Consider the following 12,831-nt stretch of genomic DNA (forward strand, 5'->3'; position numbering starts at 1 on the left):
GCGGCACGGCAGAGCTTTGCCCGAGAATGCTCATCAACCGTAGCGGTATAAAAGTAACGTTTAAGTCACATTTGGACATATACTGGTGTCCGACGACGAATTCACGTGGACGTGCCGATGATCTCGTTGGGACGCCTCCATGGCTGGCTCCGCTCAGCCCGAACGTGGCTCGCATTCGGCATTCTGGCGCCGATCGGCATGGTCGCGCTCTCCGGGGTGATGCTGGCCGACCTGCGTCAGGATGCCTGGGACAGGGCCGAGCAGACGTCCAGGAACCTCGTGCAGGTCCTGGAACGCGACATCGCCCGCAACATCGAGATCTACGATCTCTCGCTCCGGGCCGCCGTGGAGAACCTGGCTGCGCCCGGTCTCGCGGAGGCCGGCCCGCGGCTGCGCCAGCTCATCCTGTTCGACCGCGCCGCGACCGCCCGGGACATGGGCGTGATGCTGGTCATCGACGAGCACGGCCAGATCCTCGACGACATCGGCGCCGTGCCGCCGCGGCAGGGCAACTACGCGGACCGCGCGTATTTCAAGGTCCACGAGGACCATGATGGGCTGGGCCTCTATGTCGGCCGCCCGATCGTCTCGCGCCTGACCGGCGAGCCGATGCTCCCGTTCAGCCGGCGCATCAACAAGCCCGACGGGCGCTTCGGAGGCGTGGTCCTGGGCAGCGTGAAGCTGTCCTACTTCACGCATCTGTTCAGCGAGATCGACCTCGGTCCGCGCGGCGCGATCAACCTGTACCTGACCGACGGCACCCGCCTGATGCGCTATCCCTACGAGGCCGCGGACCTCGGGGCGAACATCGCGAAGGCTGCGACCTTCAAGCGGTTCATGCGCGAGCGGCAGGGCCGTTTCGTCAGCACCTCCGTGCGCGACGGGATCGAGCGCGCCTACACCTTCACGCGGATCGGCGCCCTCCCGCTGATCCTGAACGTCGCCCTGGCCACCCAGGACGTGGAGGCCGATTGGTTGACGAAGGCGGTCGTCATCGGCGGCATCGTCCTGGTGCTGTGCGGCCTCACGATCGCGCTCTCGTTCCTGTTCGGGCGAGAGCTGCGCCGCCGCGAGGCGGCGCAGGACGCCCTGGCCGCGCTGTCGCGCACCGACCCCCTGACCGGCCTGCCGAACCGCCGCTGTTTCGAGGACCGGTTCACCCGGGCCGCGGAGGCGGCGCGACACGGCGGCCAGCCGCTGTCGCTGCTCATCGTCGATGCGGACCATTTCAAGCGCTACAACGACCGGTACGGGCATCCGGTGGGCGACGAGATCCTGAAGGGTCTGGCCCGCAGCCTCGCCGCGAGCGTGCACCGTCCCCAGGATCTCGTCAGCCGCATCGGCGGCGAGGAATTCGCCATCCTCCTGCCGGATACCGACGCGGCCGGCGCCGGGCGCATCGCCGACAGGGTCCATGCCGAGGTCGCCGCGCTGGCGGTCGGGTCGGCGGGGATCGGAGCGGGCGCCGTCACGGTGAGCATCGGCCTCGCCTGTACGGGGCCGGACGGCGGACGCGGCGCGGCGCCGCCGGACCTGTACCGCTTGGCAGACGGCGCCCTCTACGAGGCGAAGCACGGCGGTCGCAACCAGACCCGCATGGCCGCCGCGCAGGCCGCGGCGGCGCCGTCCCAGCGGGGCCCTCTGCAGCTGGTGAAGACCTCCTGACCGCACCGCGCCGGATGGCGACCGCCCGCACACGGCGCGGTTCGCGCAGATGGATCTCGGTCCCGGGCCCTTTACCGGCCGAGGCGGGCCATCAGACGCGGACCGTAGGCGTCCCACACGATGTGCGCGACATAGGCGGACTGGAAGGTGACGATGACCTCCCAGTCACGATGCAGCACCTTTAGGATAGTCCGATCATGGATGGCGCCTTCGACACCCAGAGCGACGGCCAGGACCGTGCTGATGGCGAACACGCCGAACCACGAGAACTCACGGGCGGCGACGAGGCCCAAAGACGCGATCACGATGAAGAGCATGCGGGCCGCCGGACTGCCGATTCGGTCTGCTTAGGTAGACTACTCCGCTGAAGCTTAGCAAGCAGGTCCAATACTGCAGCGCACCATCAGGACGGCATCAGGTCAACCAGGCCATACGTCACCGCGGTGACAATCATGGTCCAGACAAGCAGAAAACAGGTCCGGAACGAGAATGCGGCCGACACGGGCAAATGTGCGTACCAGTTCCGGACCCGGCGGAACGATCCTGAAATTGAACTGTGCCATGCCCTGTCGATCATTGGCGCGAACTCGACGGCAGCGCTGACGTAACAGAGTGTTTCCAGCAGCTTAGGCCAGTCCCAACACTATCGTCCGGATGACCGGATGAATGCGACATTTCGCACACAGAGCGCAAGTTCCGCTCGGCCTCGGGCGGGGCGAGCGCGGATTGCCGGGCCGGGTGGGCCGTACGGGTCGGGCAAGGCGCGGCCAACCTCAGTGGCGGTATCGTTCGGCGAGCGCCATGAGCGCCTGGGCGAGTTCGGTGAGGTTGGCCGAGGCGGTCTCGACCTGGCGGGTGCCGGTCGCGGTCTGCTGGCTGGCCTGCCGGATGTTCTGGAGCGCGCCCATGACCTGCTCGATGCCGAGCTGCTGCTGGTTGGTCGAGGCCACGATCTGCTGGAAGGTCTGCACGTTCTCCTCCACCCGGGCGGTGATCTCCTCGATGGTCCGCTGCGTCGTGTCCGAGCGGGTCTTGCCCGACGCGGCCCGCTTGACCGCCTCCTCGGTGAGCATCACCGAGGTGTTGATCCCCCGCTGGATCTCCCCCAGAAGCCCGCGCACCTGCCCGGTGGCCGCCTTCGCCTGGTCGGCCAAAAGCTTCATCTCGGACGCCACCACCGCGAAGCTGCGCCCGCTCTCCCCGGCCGCGGCCGCCTCGATGGCCGCGTTGAGCGCCAGCAGGTGCGTGCGCTCCGAGATGTCGTTGACCGTCTCGATGATGTCCCCGATCGTCTGGGTCTTCTCCGACAGGCCGACGATGTTGCCTGCCACAGCCTCCGCCTGCTCGCGGATCGCCTCCATCGCCCGGGCGGTGTCCGAGACCGCGCGCAGGCCCTGCCGCGAGGTCTGCGCGGTCGCCTGGGCGGTGGCGATCACCTCGGTCGCCCGCTTGCTGATCTGCGCCCCCGAATGCGTGATCTCGTCGACCGTGGCGGCGGTCTCCTGAACGGCCGCAAATTGCTGCTCCACCGAGGCCGCCTGCTCCTGCGCCGACGCCCGGATCTCCGCCGCCGCCGCGTTCAGGTCGGCCGTCGCCGCCCGGTTGGTCCGCGCAAGCTCCGAAAGCCCCGAAACCATCGCGTTCAGCGTCCCCGCTAGACGACCGACCTCTCCGCCGACACCCGCCTCGATCCGCCCCGACAAGTCGCCCCCGCCGACGCGCGCGACGAAGGCCATCACCCGCAGGAGGGGTCCGACGATCAGGCGATTGATGGCGACCCCGATGCCGGCGCAGATCAGGAGCGTGAGCAGGGTCCCGCCCCACAGCGCGACACGCACGTCGCGCTGGGCCTGGGCGACCCGTCCGGCCTGGACCGTGCGGCCCGTCTCCTCGAGGCTCTCGATGGCCGCGAGCTTCTCGCGGAAGGTATCGAACAACTGCTTGCCTTTGCCGTCCGCCTCAATCCGGACCGCGTCCGCGCGGGTCGCCGGATCGGCCGCGCTCCGGACGGCGGCCTCGCCGATATCGGTCTGCCAACTGCGCGCGGCCGCCGCGGCGTCGGCCAGGAGGCGCGTGCGCTCCGCATCCGCGCCGATCATGGCTCTGAGACGGCTGATCGCCTCGTCCAGAGCCGGGCGACCGGCGCGATACGGCTCGAGGCTGCCGTCGCGTCCGGTGAGCAGGTAGCCGCGCAGCCCTGTCTCCTGGTCGAGCATGGCCGCGCGGAAGCCGTCGAGGGCCCGGATCAGCTGGCTGGACCGGTCGCGCGCATCGGTCGCCTCCTGCAGCTGGTTGTCCGTGAGCAGGACCGCGCCACTGCTCAGAACCGTCACCAGCGCGATGACGCCGATGGCGCTGCCCAGCGTGCGGTTCAGGCCAAACGTGTTCGGCATGGTCAGCTATCCCGGCCCGGTCCCGCACGCGGACTTGCGCGGCAAAGCGACTCGTGACCGCGGTGATGCCGATACCAGCGACCGCCCCCCAGAGGAACCCGCTCCCTGAGCGACCCCGATCGACGTCGTGGATGCCGCCGACGCCCACACGCTGCGATGGCGATGACGGGACGCTTCAAACCTCTGGAGGTCCCGCTCAGCGGCCAGATCGCGTGGACGTCCCGGCGGCCGGCGGAACCGGCGCAGGGGGGTGACGCAATCACCCAGGGCAACGCCAGGAACGACGACCCCGAGCCCACGTTGGCCGAGGTATACCGGTGTATACCGGTTTTCCGTAATGTGAGAGTGCCATGACCAGCCGAAGCGTTCAGTCCGCCCTTCTCGCCCTCACGCTGGTCGCCGCCAGCGCCGGGATGGCGATCGCCCAGTCGGGCACCAGCAACACGACGACGTCAGGCGCACCGGCGGGTGACAGCAGCACGGGCAACGGCGCGACCGGCAGCGGGGCGGCGCCCAGCGGGAAGTAACCGGGTCCACAGCGAGACCGGAACCTGTTCAGCCCGCCCGGTACGCCGTGGCGGGCTTTTTTCTGCCCCGCAGAGTCCCGCCGATCCCGACTCCGGGGTCGGGCTCATCACGGTCCGGCATAGTCGGCGATCTACTTCGCATTGCACCCGATGCAGATGCCGCGGCTGAGCTTGTCCTGCTGCTCATCGTTCTTGGTGCGACGGTTCGGGTTGTCGCGCGCGGTGGGGCTCGCGTCTCGGCTCGGCGGTCTGGTCTGCCCGGTCGCGGTCACGTTCCCCGCACGGCTACCCTGTGCGGCCACCGGCAGGCTGAGAAGCAGGACCATGGCGCCCGCCGTGAAGATCTTGAGCATGTCGTCCTCCGTGACCCACTCAACGCGGCTCGATGACGGAGGCTGCCGACGCAGCCCATTGGTCGCGCTCACCGCCCCACGCGATGGCGGCCGAGAGCGGACCTTCGGTCCGAGGCGGCAGGCACTATTCGGCCATGCGCCGGAAATTCTCCGACCGGCCGGCGAGCTCCCGTGCCAGTCGCAGCAGCCGCTCCCGATCATCGGCGTCGGAAATCTGTTGCCAGCACCGTATCAGCTCGGCGCCCCCGGCCGGGTCGAAGGCACTCCGCGCGGTGGCGAAGAACGCCTCGACAGGGAGATTCAAGGCCTGGGCAATCTCGTGCAACGGCGAAGGACTCTTCGTATGCAAGGCGCACCTCATCCTGGAGGACCCGATGGTAACGCTCGCTTTCGATTGCGCACAATAGAGATAGCACAACCCTTGCATGCATAAACGCAGGCAGGGCAGATGACTTCTGCGATTGACGGCTGTCCCCAATATACAACCCATGATAGGTGCGCTGAAAAAACCAAGACCGACGGACCAGATGACAGCGACCGAAAGGCATGAGGCGATGGTGCGGGCCTGCATCGCCGCCTATGAGACCGTGCAGGAATCTGGAACGCGCGAGATGCAATTGGCCGCTCGCATTCTCCTGAAGCTGATCGGCGATCAGCTTGCCCAGCAGGCGATGCCGCCGGTCAGCGACGCCGACACGGAGAACGACGGCGAGACCTGACCACGCGCGATACGCCGCCCCCGGCGCCTCGGCCGGAGGCGGGGGATTCAGATCCATTTCCCCTGGACACCGAGCCCAATGCGATCGGCGGCAGCGGGGGCGCGTCCGTCTCGAAGACGGCCGGTTGCAGGGCTTGAACCGCCCCCGCAGGCCTCATGCCGAGCCTGATCCACGAGCCCTCTGGCTCGCTCCGTCGGGCGATCCGGGAAGCCCTTGCGGGGCGTCGACCTGCTCGGCCATGCGAGCCTGTACGTCCTGGACCGCGCCACTCGGTCCTGCGAAGCGCATCGCATCACCGGTCGTCGTCGGATCGCCTCGCGCGGAAGCGCCGTCGCCGGCCCGTCAGCCCTGGACGCACGCCACAGCCGTCTGGAAGGCGAGGGACGAGCCTCTGCGGCACCGCCCCGCACTAGGGCGCAGCAGCGGTGAAATCCGGCTCCGGACCCGTAAGGACCCGATACAGTTCCGCTGCGCTGCCGTGGAAGCAGGTCCTGGCGATCCACGGTCGTCGATCTCGACGCGGGGGAGGTCGACGCCCCCCCCAGGGGCTCAGTCGCTCTTGGGCGGCTTGCTGTTCTTGAAGCCCTTGGCCCTCGGCTCCGCCTTGCGCGGATCCGGCTTGTCAGCGAGCAGGCGCTTCACGCGCTCGTTGAAGTCCTCGGGTGTGACCGCTTGCGCTCTGCCGGTCGTGAGTTCGCGTGCCATCTCGGCCTCCGCATCGTGGCCCAGTGCACGGGATTGCGCGGAGGGATGGCGCCTTATGCACTGTCTCGGCGCGGAGCGCCAATCCAGGCAGGCCGGGCCGACGTGACCGCCCGCCCGAGCCGGATCCGGACCCTTAATGGCCGAGCCGGACCGATATCCCGGCGCTCGGCCGGCCCACGGGGCGCGCAGTTCCGGCATCGCCCCGCCGACCGACACCGTCGCCCGCGCCGTGCCGGACCCGCATTCAACCCCTGGTGCCGGTCCTGGGCCGATCCACACGCCCGCCGGGGACGCCGAGGCCGATCGCCTTGGCCAGGGCGGAGCGCTGCTCGGCGTAGCTCGGGGCGACCATGGGGTAATCGGCTGGCAGGCCGTAGCGGTCGCGGTAGCCGCGCGGGTCGAGCCCGTGGCTGGTCAGGTGGCGCTTGAGCGTCTTGTAGGTCTTGCCGTCGAGGAAGCTGACGATCCCGTCGGACCGGACCGACTTGCGGATCTGGGCCGCGTTGGGCCGGTCGATCTTGATCTCGGAGGCGACCGCAACGGTGGCGCCACCGGAAACCAGATGAGATATCGCCCCGTGCACGCTGTGGATCAGCTTGGGAAGCTCAGCCACCGGCACCGGATTGTGCGAAATGTACGCCGCAACAATCCCGCCGGTCAGCTCGGTCAAATCTGGGGCGTATCCAAATTTTGTCTCTGTCACTTTATTCCTGCCTTGATCCTGAAACCCGCTCGAATCCGCCGAGCGTCACGCGTACATCAGGATCACGGTGATGAAATCAAGATGATCGGAGAGACGATGTCGTCTGCGTGGGCGACAATGCTTGGCCTGCGGTATCCGGGCCGCCGGTATCGGCACGGGTTCCGTCCAGCTCCCTGATCCTGCCGGACGATGCGGCGTCGCGGTCGGCGCCTCGGATATCCGGCCGCTCAGGGCCGCGACGTCGCCCGGTTCCGCTCGTGACGCCAGAGCGCGACGGCCACGCGCCGCGCCTCATAGGTCCGCCGCAGCGATGTCCCGAGGCCGCCCTGACCCTCCGGAGCGTAGCCGTAGTGCAGCACCCCGTCCGGCCCGTAGTTTCGGCGCATCTCGGCCCGCCAGAGACTATCCGCCGCCGCGAGAGCCGACTCGGTCAGGGCGAGGCGGGCGGGGTCGCGCAGGGGTGATGGTTCGGCGTTCATCCGCGTCAACGCGTCAATCGGACATAGGGTCCGTCCCAACGCCCCCCCTCGCCGCCGGACAGACGATGGGGAAGCGTCCTCCTGATGCCGTCGTCGTCCTTACGCCGCACGCACGGTGGCGAGGAAGCGCTCGACCTCGGCCGCGAGGTGCTCGGACTGACGCGACAGTTCCGAGGCCGCCCCGAGCACCTGGCTCGCCGCCGCGCCGGTCTCCTCGGCCGCCCCCGCCACACCCGCGATGTTGCTGGTGACCTCGCCGGTCCCCATCGCGGCCTGGCCGACGTTGCGGACGATCTCCTGCGTCGCGGCACCCTGCTCCTCGACGGCGGCCGCGATCGAGGAGGCCACGGTGCTGATCTCGCGGATCCGCCCGGTGATGCCGCCGATCGATGTGACGGCCTGGCCGGTCGAGGCCTGGATTCGGGTGATCTGCGCCGAGATCTCGCTCGTCGCCTTCGCGGTCTGCTCGGCCAGCGCCTTCACCTCGGCGGCGACCACCGCGAACCCCTTGCCCGCCTCGCCGGCCCGCGCCGCCTCGATGGTCGCGTTGAGCGCCAGGAGATTGGTCTGCCCGGCGATGGTCGAGATCAGCCCGACCACGTCGCCGATGCGCGCGACCGCGGCGCTCAGCTCCTGCACCAGGGCGCCGGTGTGATCCGCCTCGCGCACGGCGAGCTGCGCCAGTTCGGCGGAGCCCGCGACCTGGCGGCTGATCTCCTGCACCGACGAGCCCAGCTCCTCGGCGGCCGCGGCCACGGTGTTGACGTTGGAGGCGGCCTCCTCGGCCGCCGCCGCGACCGTCGTCGACTGGCTGGCGGTCTCGGTCGCCGTGGCCGTCATCGTCTGGGCGGTGGCCTGCAGCTCGGTCGAGGACGACGACACCATGCCGATGATACCGCCGACCGCCTGCTCGAAGCCATCGGCCATCTGGCGCATCCCGGCCTTGCGCTGCGCTTCGGCGTCGAGGCGGGCCTGTGCGGTCTCAGCCTCCAGCGCCGTCATGCGGATCAGGCCCTCCTTGAACACCTGGACGGCGTCCGCGATCGCACCGATCTCGGTCTTCTGGCCCCGATGCGGGATCTCGACCCCCAGATCGCCGGCGATCAGCGCCTGCATCGGCCGCACCACGGAGGCGATGCCCCGCGTCACGCCGCGGACGATCACGAGTGCGGCGATGGCGGACAGGGCGAGGCCGAGGATCATGGCGGCCAGACCCCAGGCCCGCGTGGTCTCGAACGTGGCCTTGCTTTGGTTCTGCGCCTGCGCAGCCCCCTCGTTGTTCATGAGCGCCAGCCTGTCGAGGGCGACCGAAGCCGCGCGACGCGGGACGATGCCCCGGGTCTCGTAGAGGGCGAACGCCTCGGCCTTCTGCCCCTTGCGCGACAGGTCGAGAACCGCGTCGCGAATGGTCTCGAAGCCGCGGTACTGCTGTGCGAATGTCTCGTAGACCGCGCGCTCTTCGGGCGAGCTGATCAACGTCTCATAGAGGGCTCTCTTCTCGCGCAGCTGCTGCCCGAAGCGCCCGAAATCCTTCTCGATCCCCGCGAGCAGCGTCGGATCCGTCGCCTGGGTGTGGCGGAGCATCAGGGCGGAGCTGCGCGCGGTCAACGTGTCGATCTCGCCGAGCACGCGAATGCTCGGCAGCCAGTTCGTCTCGACCTCGACGATCTGGTCACGCATCGTCTGCATGCCTGTGAGCCCCAACAGGCCGACCCCGACGAGAAGCAGGGACAGGATGGAGAAGGCCAGGATCAGCGTGTTGCGGATCGACAGGGGGTGAAGCGACACGGCGTACCTCGATCGGCAGCCATCGAGCCGGGAATGCCTGAAGCCACCGGGGTCAAACCTGATCCGGAAAGGTTAATATGGCTCAAAACTTCGATGCAGACGCGGATATATAAATCGGTTTCGCGCGTAGCCCTGTTTGCGACCGTCTCCCGCCCGGGCGCCCGATCCCGGGCCGGCGCAGCCCGGATCACGGCCGCCCAGGCCGCGCGGTTACGCGGGCCTGATCGGGGGCATCACACTGCCGCCGCGTTCGACGCGCTTCCTGTCACCGATGGCGGTGGCGGGCCGCCGTATTCATGTCGCCGCGGAGTGCCTCGCCTTGCTCAATACCGGATTGGCCGTCCTGACCGTCGTCGCCGTACTGGCGGTTCGTGCGGTCCTGAAGCTGCTGCTCCTGCCGTTCCGGATCCTGCGCGGCCTGTTCCGGCGCGGCGCCCGGCCGGCCCGGGCGACGGCGCACTGAAGGGACTTTTGCCACGGGCTGTCGGACCACGTCGTGTATCGGCGCCCCCCGGGGCGGATCTGGCCGGGGTCGCGTGGGGGGCGGCCCGGGAAGCCCCGAGCCGCTCGGCCTCACCCTTTGAGCTGCCTGTTGCACGCCGAGTAGTAGCCACCGCCCTTCTGGATCCACTTGGCATCGCCCAGCGTGCCCGCGGCCTTGGCCGCGTTGTAGCTGTCCAGGCAGGTATGCATCCGGGCCTTGCCGACCGACTCCTTGGCGTATTTGGGGTCGATCGCGCGGGGATAGGCCGCCGATCCGAGGGACGGCGGCGGAGCGCCCGCGCTCGATGACGGCGCCGGAGCCGCGGTCTTCGTGGGGGCCGGCGCGACCGGATTCGGTACGGAGCTGCTGGCGGCATCCGGGGCCGTGCCGCACGCGGCCTTGCGGAAGTCGTTCCACGTCTGCCCGTTGAGCGTGCCGGCCTTCTTGGCTGCTTGATACTTCACCGAGCAGTCCTTGGTGGTGAGCGCGGCCGCGGGGGTGGCGGTGGCCCCGAGGGCCAGGACGGTGATCAACAGGATGGGCCGGATCATGATTGGGGCTCCTGAGCAATGCGTGAAGCTGCGGGGCACGGCTCAGCCATCCAGGCCCAGGCCGTGGATCAACGTGCGGATCGGGTTGAATCCTTCGACAGACCTGGCGGGTCGACCATGTGCCGCCATCCGCCGGTCTTTGGCGGTATTGGCAGAAAGTCTTTGCGTCAAAGCGACTTGGTAGACTTTGAATCGGCGCTGCGCGATCCTGCGCCGCCGCGTCGCTTCGATGCCCGACAGCCGCCCCGGGGTCGCCGGATCGCTCAAGGCCGCGCGGCGCGACGCGAGGGACGCGGTTCCAGGCGACGCTGTCTCCGCCGCCTGGGCCACGGGAACGACCGCGTTGGACAAGGCGCTGAGGGCGTCCGCACGGGCCGGCGGGCTGGTCCACGCGACCGATCGCACGGGCGCCTCCGCCCGCGGGACCGACGCCTGCACGCCCCGCGGAAGGTCCTCGTAATTACCCGGATGGAGGATGTGCGCCGCGGCCACGAGACCGAAAGCAGCAACTCCAGCAATCGCCAGCGTGGACCTATAGTGTTCCATCGCCGAGGAACGAACGGCTGAGCTTATGGTTCCAGTTTGAACACTGCTACAGGCCAACACTTGCCGGGGATGCAGGGCCGCCACGCCGACCGCCCGGACGGCGCGGCCGGTCGGCCGACGCGCCCTGGGTTCACCGGGCCTCGCGCGCCCTTGCGGTCAGGCCGAGGTCGCGATTGCCAGGGCTCGGTCCAGGACACGCTGACGGTGCAGGGCGGTCCCGGGAGGAGGGCGGTCGCCCTGCGATCGGGCCCGGTCCTAGCAGCCGATGCAGATGTCGCGCACGACATGCGTGTGGCGCCGGCCGGTCCGTTGGTTCGGCAGTCGGCCTTCGGCCTCCGCGAACCCACTTCCGGGCCCCCGGAACCGCCTGCGGCCGGGCCCCGCCGTCGGCGCCTGCGCGTCCATCGATGGCGGTCGCGCACCGCCGGAGGGCGGCTCGGGAACGGGCGCCGGCGGGGCATTCGCCATCCCGGATTCGGGCGGATCCACCGCCATGCCGAGAACGGGCGGTGCCGTGGCCATGCCCTGCGCCAGGCCGGGCTGCGGCGCCGGGAGCAGGCATGCCAGAACGGACCAGCACACGGCCCGACGCGCTGCGGGCGGCCGGCTCGTACCGCGCCGCTCCGGAGTGAGGATCGGTCTCATGGACGCGATGTCGACCGCCCGCGTTGCTGACGGATGTCGGGCGGCCCGGCGCGGCCGGCAGGCCGCCTCCGGTCTCCGCCCGCGGAGCCCCTCGCATTACCGTCCCGGGCGACCGTAACCGCCCGTGTCGGCCTCATGGTGCCCGACAGCGCGGTCCGCCGCAGCCCTTGCCCTGCGCCGGAGGGCCGCTCAGCGGGAGCAGGGTCGCGTCAATGAAAGCCCTGGGTCAGGCTCTCGAAGGACAGGGCCGTCACCGTGACCATGAAGGGGCAGTCCGTTTCGGGCGGACCGGCCTCGCGCAGGGGGCGGGCCGAGACACCGGCCTGGGGCCCACGGGTCCGGCGCACCAAGCGCTGAACCGCGAGACCGAGCGTGTCCTCATAGGTCGCCCCGCCCGCATCACCTGCGGGCGCATCGGCACACAGCTTGGCGAACGCGGCGCGGACATCGAGATCGAGATCGAGATCGGGCATGGGCTTACCCCTCAGACGGACAGAGGGGCAGGGGACCGCGAAGTGGTTAACGAAAGGTTACGGCGCGGCGCGGGAACCCCGATGCAGGCACGCGTCCGCGCTTGCCGGCGGGCGCTACTTGCTCGGCCGTCTGAGCCAGTAAGGCCCGTAGGCGAGGCAGACGGCCTGGGCGAGGTAAGCGCCCTGAAAGACGCTGTTCATCTCGAAGCAGCGCCGGAGCACCTTCAAGAAGGGCCGGGCATGGACCGCACCCTCGATCCCGACCGCGACGGCGAGGATGATCGCGATGGCGGCGACACTGAACCAGTTCAGCCAGCGTCCGGCGACCAGGCCGATGGCCGCGATCAAGACGAAAACCATATCCCCCCCCTTCGCCGGTTCTAATTTGTTGCCAGCTTGTTACTTACGCAGTCCAAATGAGGCGGGAAAGAGGCCCGTGAGCCGTGCGAAGGTCGTGCGCGCCATCGCGTCCGGGTTCGACGACCGGGGGCTCAACTCAGCACCAGCAGAAATACCAGATACGAGAGCGATGTCGCCAGCAGCGAACTCAGCAAGATCGCACTGACGCGAACGGAAAGCGCAGTCGCAGGGGTCAATGCTTCGTACCAACGACGCAGGCCGCCCAAGAGAACAGAACGACGGTGATATTTCCGGGGATCTTCGACGAACATTGCAAAACAGGGATCGAGATTTTGAGCGGGGCGGTCTGCTCGGTTCGACAGCCGTGCCTCAATCGAGGTCAGAACCTGACGCTTCGATGAATGCGACAATCGTCACATCAGAACGCGACCGATCTCGGA

The 12,831-nt window shown here is 69.0% G+C and carries 17 protein-coding genes; 4 read left to right on the forward strand and 13 right to left on the reverse strand.

The features are described 5' to 3' along the window. Nucleotides 1-117 precede the first annotated feature (117 nt). Complete coding sequence (locus AC3IF3_RS22415) at nt 118-1,665, forward strand: sensor domain-containing diguanylate cyclase (RefSeq protein ID WP_489230369.1); 1,548 nt, start codon at nt 118-120, stop codon at nt 1,663-1,665. Nucleotides 1,666-1,736: 71 nt separating this feature from the next. Here the strand turns inward: AC3IF3_RS22415 and AC3IF3_RS22420 are convergent, their stop codons facing one another. After that, a complete protein-coding gene (locus AC3IF3_RS22420; RefSeq protein ID WP_243967646.1) occupies nt 1,737-1,982 on the reverse strand; it encodes a hypothetical protein in 246 nt (81 codons plus the stop codon). A gap of 456 nt (nt 1,983-2,438) precedes the next feature. Further along, complete coding sequence (locus tag AC3IF3_RS22425) at nt 2,439-4,058, reverse strand: methyl-accepting chemotaxis protein (protein WP_489230370.1); 1,620 nt, start codon at nt 4,056-4,058, stop codon at nt 2,439-2,441. A 350-nt stretch (nt 4,059-4,408) separates the two neighbouring features. On the opposite strand from AC3IF3_RS22425, the gene AC3IF3_RS22430 reads away from it, so the two are divergent. Next, nucleotides 4,409-4,585 (forward strand): hypothetical protein, encoded by a 177-nt coding sequence (locus AC3IF3_RS22430; protein ID WP_489230371.1) that lies wholly within the window; start codon nt 4,409-4,411, stop codon nt 4,583-4,585. Nucleotides 4,586-4,716: 131 nt separating this feature from the next. On the opposite strand, the gene AC3IF3_RS22435 is transcribed toward AC3IF3_RS22430, so the two are convergent. Beyond that, nucleotides 4,717-4,938 (reverse strand): hypothetical protein, encoded by a 222-nt coding sequence (locus AC3IF3_RS22435; RefSeq protein WP_243973839.1) that lies wholly within the window; start codon nt 4,936-4,938, stop codon nt 4,717-4,719. A 124-nt stretch (nt 4,939-5,062) separates the two neighbouring features. After that, nucleotides 5,063-5,263 carry a hypothetical protein gene (locus AC3IF3_RS22440; RefSeq protein WP_489230372.1) on the reverse strand — a complete coding sequence of 67 codons (201 nt, stop codon included), beginning with the start codon at nt 5,261-5,263 and terminating at the stop codon, nt 5,063-5,065. A gap of 163 nt (nt 5,264-5,426) precedes the next feature. Between AC3IF3_RS22440 and AC3IF3_RS22445 the strand changes: the two genes are divergently transcribed. Beyond that, nucleotides 5,427-5,657 carry a hypothetical protein gene (locus AC3IF3_RS22445; protein ID WP_489230373.1) on the forward strand — a complete coding sequence of 77 codons (231 nt, stop codon included), beginning with the start codon at nt 5,427-5,429 and terminating at the stop codon, nt 5,655-5,657. A gap of 549 nt (nt 5,658-6,206) precedes the next feature. Here AC3IF3_RS22445 and AC3IF3_RS22450 read toward each other — a convergent pair. From AC3IF3_RS22450 to AC3IF3_RS22465, 4 genes are all read right to left on the reverse strand, one after another. Continuing rightward, nucleotides 6,207-6,362, reverse strand: coding sequence for a hypothetical protein (locus tag AC3IF3_RS22450; protein WP_243973842.1), 156 nt, complete (start codon nt 6,360-6,362; stop codon nt 6,207-6,209). Nucleotides 6,363-6,606: 244 nt separating this feature from the next. Beyond that, a complete protein-coding gene (locus tag AC3IF3_RS22455; protein WP_489218272.1) occupies nt 6,607-7,065 on the reverse strand; it encodes a Ros/MucR family transcriptional regulator in 459 nt (152 codons plus the stop codon). 227 nt (nt 7,066-7,292) lie between these two features. Next, a complete protein-coding gene (locus tag AC3IF3_RS22460; protein ID WP_243967412.1) occupies nt 7,293-7,544 on the reverse strand; it encodes a hypothetical protein in 252 nt (83 codons plus the stop codon). A 99-nt stretch (nt 7,545-7,643) separates the two neighbouring features. Continuing rightward, on the reverse strand, nt 7,644-9,332 hold the full coding sequence (locus tag AC3IF3_RS22465; protein ID WP_489230374.1) for a methyl-accepting chemotaxis protein: 1,689 nt from the start codon (nt 9,330-9,332) through the stop codon (nt 7,644-7,646). A gap of 319 nt (nt 9,333-9,651) precedes the next feature. Here AC3IF3_RS22465 and AC3IF3_RS22470 point away from each other — a divergent pair, with 319 nt between their 5' ends. After that, nucleotides 9,652-9,795, forward strand: coding sequence for a hypothetical protein (locus AC3IF3_RS22470; RefSeq protein ID WP_243967414.1), 144 nt, complete (start codon nt 9,652-9,654; stop codon nt 9,793-9,795). 110 nt (nt 9,796-9,905) lie between these two features. Here AC3IF3_RS22470 and AC3IF3_RS22475 read toward each other — a convergent pair whose 3' ends face one another. The 5 genes from AC3IF3_RS22475 to AC3IF3_RS22495 form a co-directional block, all read right to left on the reverse strand. Further along, complete coding sequence (locus AC3IF3_RS22475; RefSeq protein WP_489230375.1) at nt 9,906-10,367, reverse strand: hypothetical protein; 462 nt, start codon at nt 10,365-10,367, stop codon at nt 9,906-9,908. 42 nt (nt 10,368-10,409) lie between these two features. After that, complete coding sequence (locus AC3IF3_RS22480; RefSeq protein ID WP_489230376.1) at nt 10,410-10,913, reverse strand: hypothetical protein; 504 nt, start codon at nt 10,911-10,913, stop codon at nt 10,410-10,412. Nucleotides 10,914-11,767: 854 nt separating this feature from the next. Next, complete coding sequence (locus AC3IF3_RS22485) at nt 11,768-12,031, reverse strand: hypothetical protein (RefSeq protein WP_243967417.1); 264 nt, start codon at nt 12,029-12,031, stop codon at nt 11,768-11,770. A gap of 114 nt (nt 12,032-12,145) precedes the next feature. Continuing rightward, on the reverse strand, nt 12,146-12,391 hold the full coding sequence (locus tag AC3IF3_RS22490; protein ID WP_243967418.1) for a hypothetical protein: 246 nt from the start codon (nt 12,389-12,391) through the stop codon (nt 12,146-12,148). A 131-nt stretch (nt 12,392-12,522) separates the two neighbouring features. After that, nucleotides 12,523-12,801, reverse strand: a complete 279-nt coding sequence (locus tag AC3IF3_RS22495; protein WP_489218276.1) for a hypothetical protein — start codon at nt 12,799-12,801, stop codon at nt 12,523-12,525. Between the last annotated feature and the right edge of the window lie 30 nt (nt 12,802-12,831).

The sequence above is a fragment of the Methylobacterium sp. J-118 genome, from assembly GCF_057836565.1.

Bases quoted from the DNA above. Each gene is read 5' to 3' on its own strand.
- AC3IF3_RS22415 (WP_489230369.1), top strand. From the start codon at position 118: ATGATCTCGTTGGGACGCCTCCATGGCTGGCTCCGCTCAGCCCGAACG.
- AC3IF3_RS22420 (WP_243967646.1), bottom strand. From the start codon at position 1,982: ATGCTCTTCATCGTGATCGCGTCTTTGGGCCTCGTCGCCGCCCGTGAG.
- AC3IF3_RS22425 (WP_489230370.1), bottom strand. From the start codon at position 4,058: ATGCCGAACACGTTTGGCCTGAACCGCACGCTGGGCAGCGCCATCGGC.
- AC3IF3_RS22430 (WP_489230371.1), top strand. From the start codon at position 4,409: ATGACCAGCCGAAGCGTTCAGTCCGCCCTTCTCGCCCTCACGCTGGTC.
- AC3IF3_RS22435 (WP_243973839.1), bottom strand. From the start codon at position 4,938: ATGCTCAAGATCTTCACGGCGGGCGCCATGGTCCTGCTTCTCAGCCTG.
- AC3IF3_RS22445 (WP_489230373.1), top strand. From the start codon at position 5,427: ATGATAGGTGCGCTGAAAAAACCAAGACCGACGGACCAGATGACAGCG.
- AC3IF3_RS22450 (WP_243973842.1), bottom strand. From the start codon at position 6,362: ATGGCACGCGAACTCACGACCGGCAGAGCGCAAGCGGTCACACCCGAG.
- AC3IF3_RS22460 (WP_243967412.1), bottom strand. From the start codon at position 7,544: ATGAACGCCGAACCATCACCCCTGCGCGACCCCGCCCGCCTCGCCCTG.
- AC3IF3_RS22475 (WP_489230375.1), bottom strand. From the start codon at position 10,367: ATGATCCGGCCCATCCTGTTGATCACCGTCCTGGCCCTCGGGGCCACC.
- AC3IF3_RS22480 (WP_489230376.1), bottom strand. From the start codon at position 10,913: ATGGAACACTATAGGTCCACGCTGGCGATTGCTGGAGTTGCTGCTTTC.
- AC3IF3_RS22485 (WP_243967417.1), bottom strand. From the start codon at position 12,031: ATGCCCGATCTCGATCTCGATCTCGATGTCCGCGCCGCGTTCGCCAAG.
- AC3IF3_RS22490 (WP_243967418.1), bottom strand. From the start codon at position 12,391: ATGGTTTTCGTCTTGATCGCGGCCATCGGCCTGGTCGCCGGACGCTGG.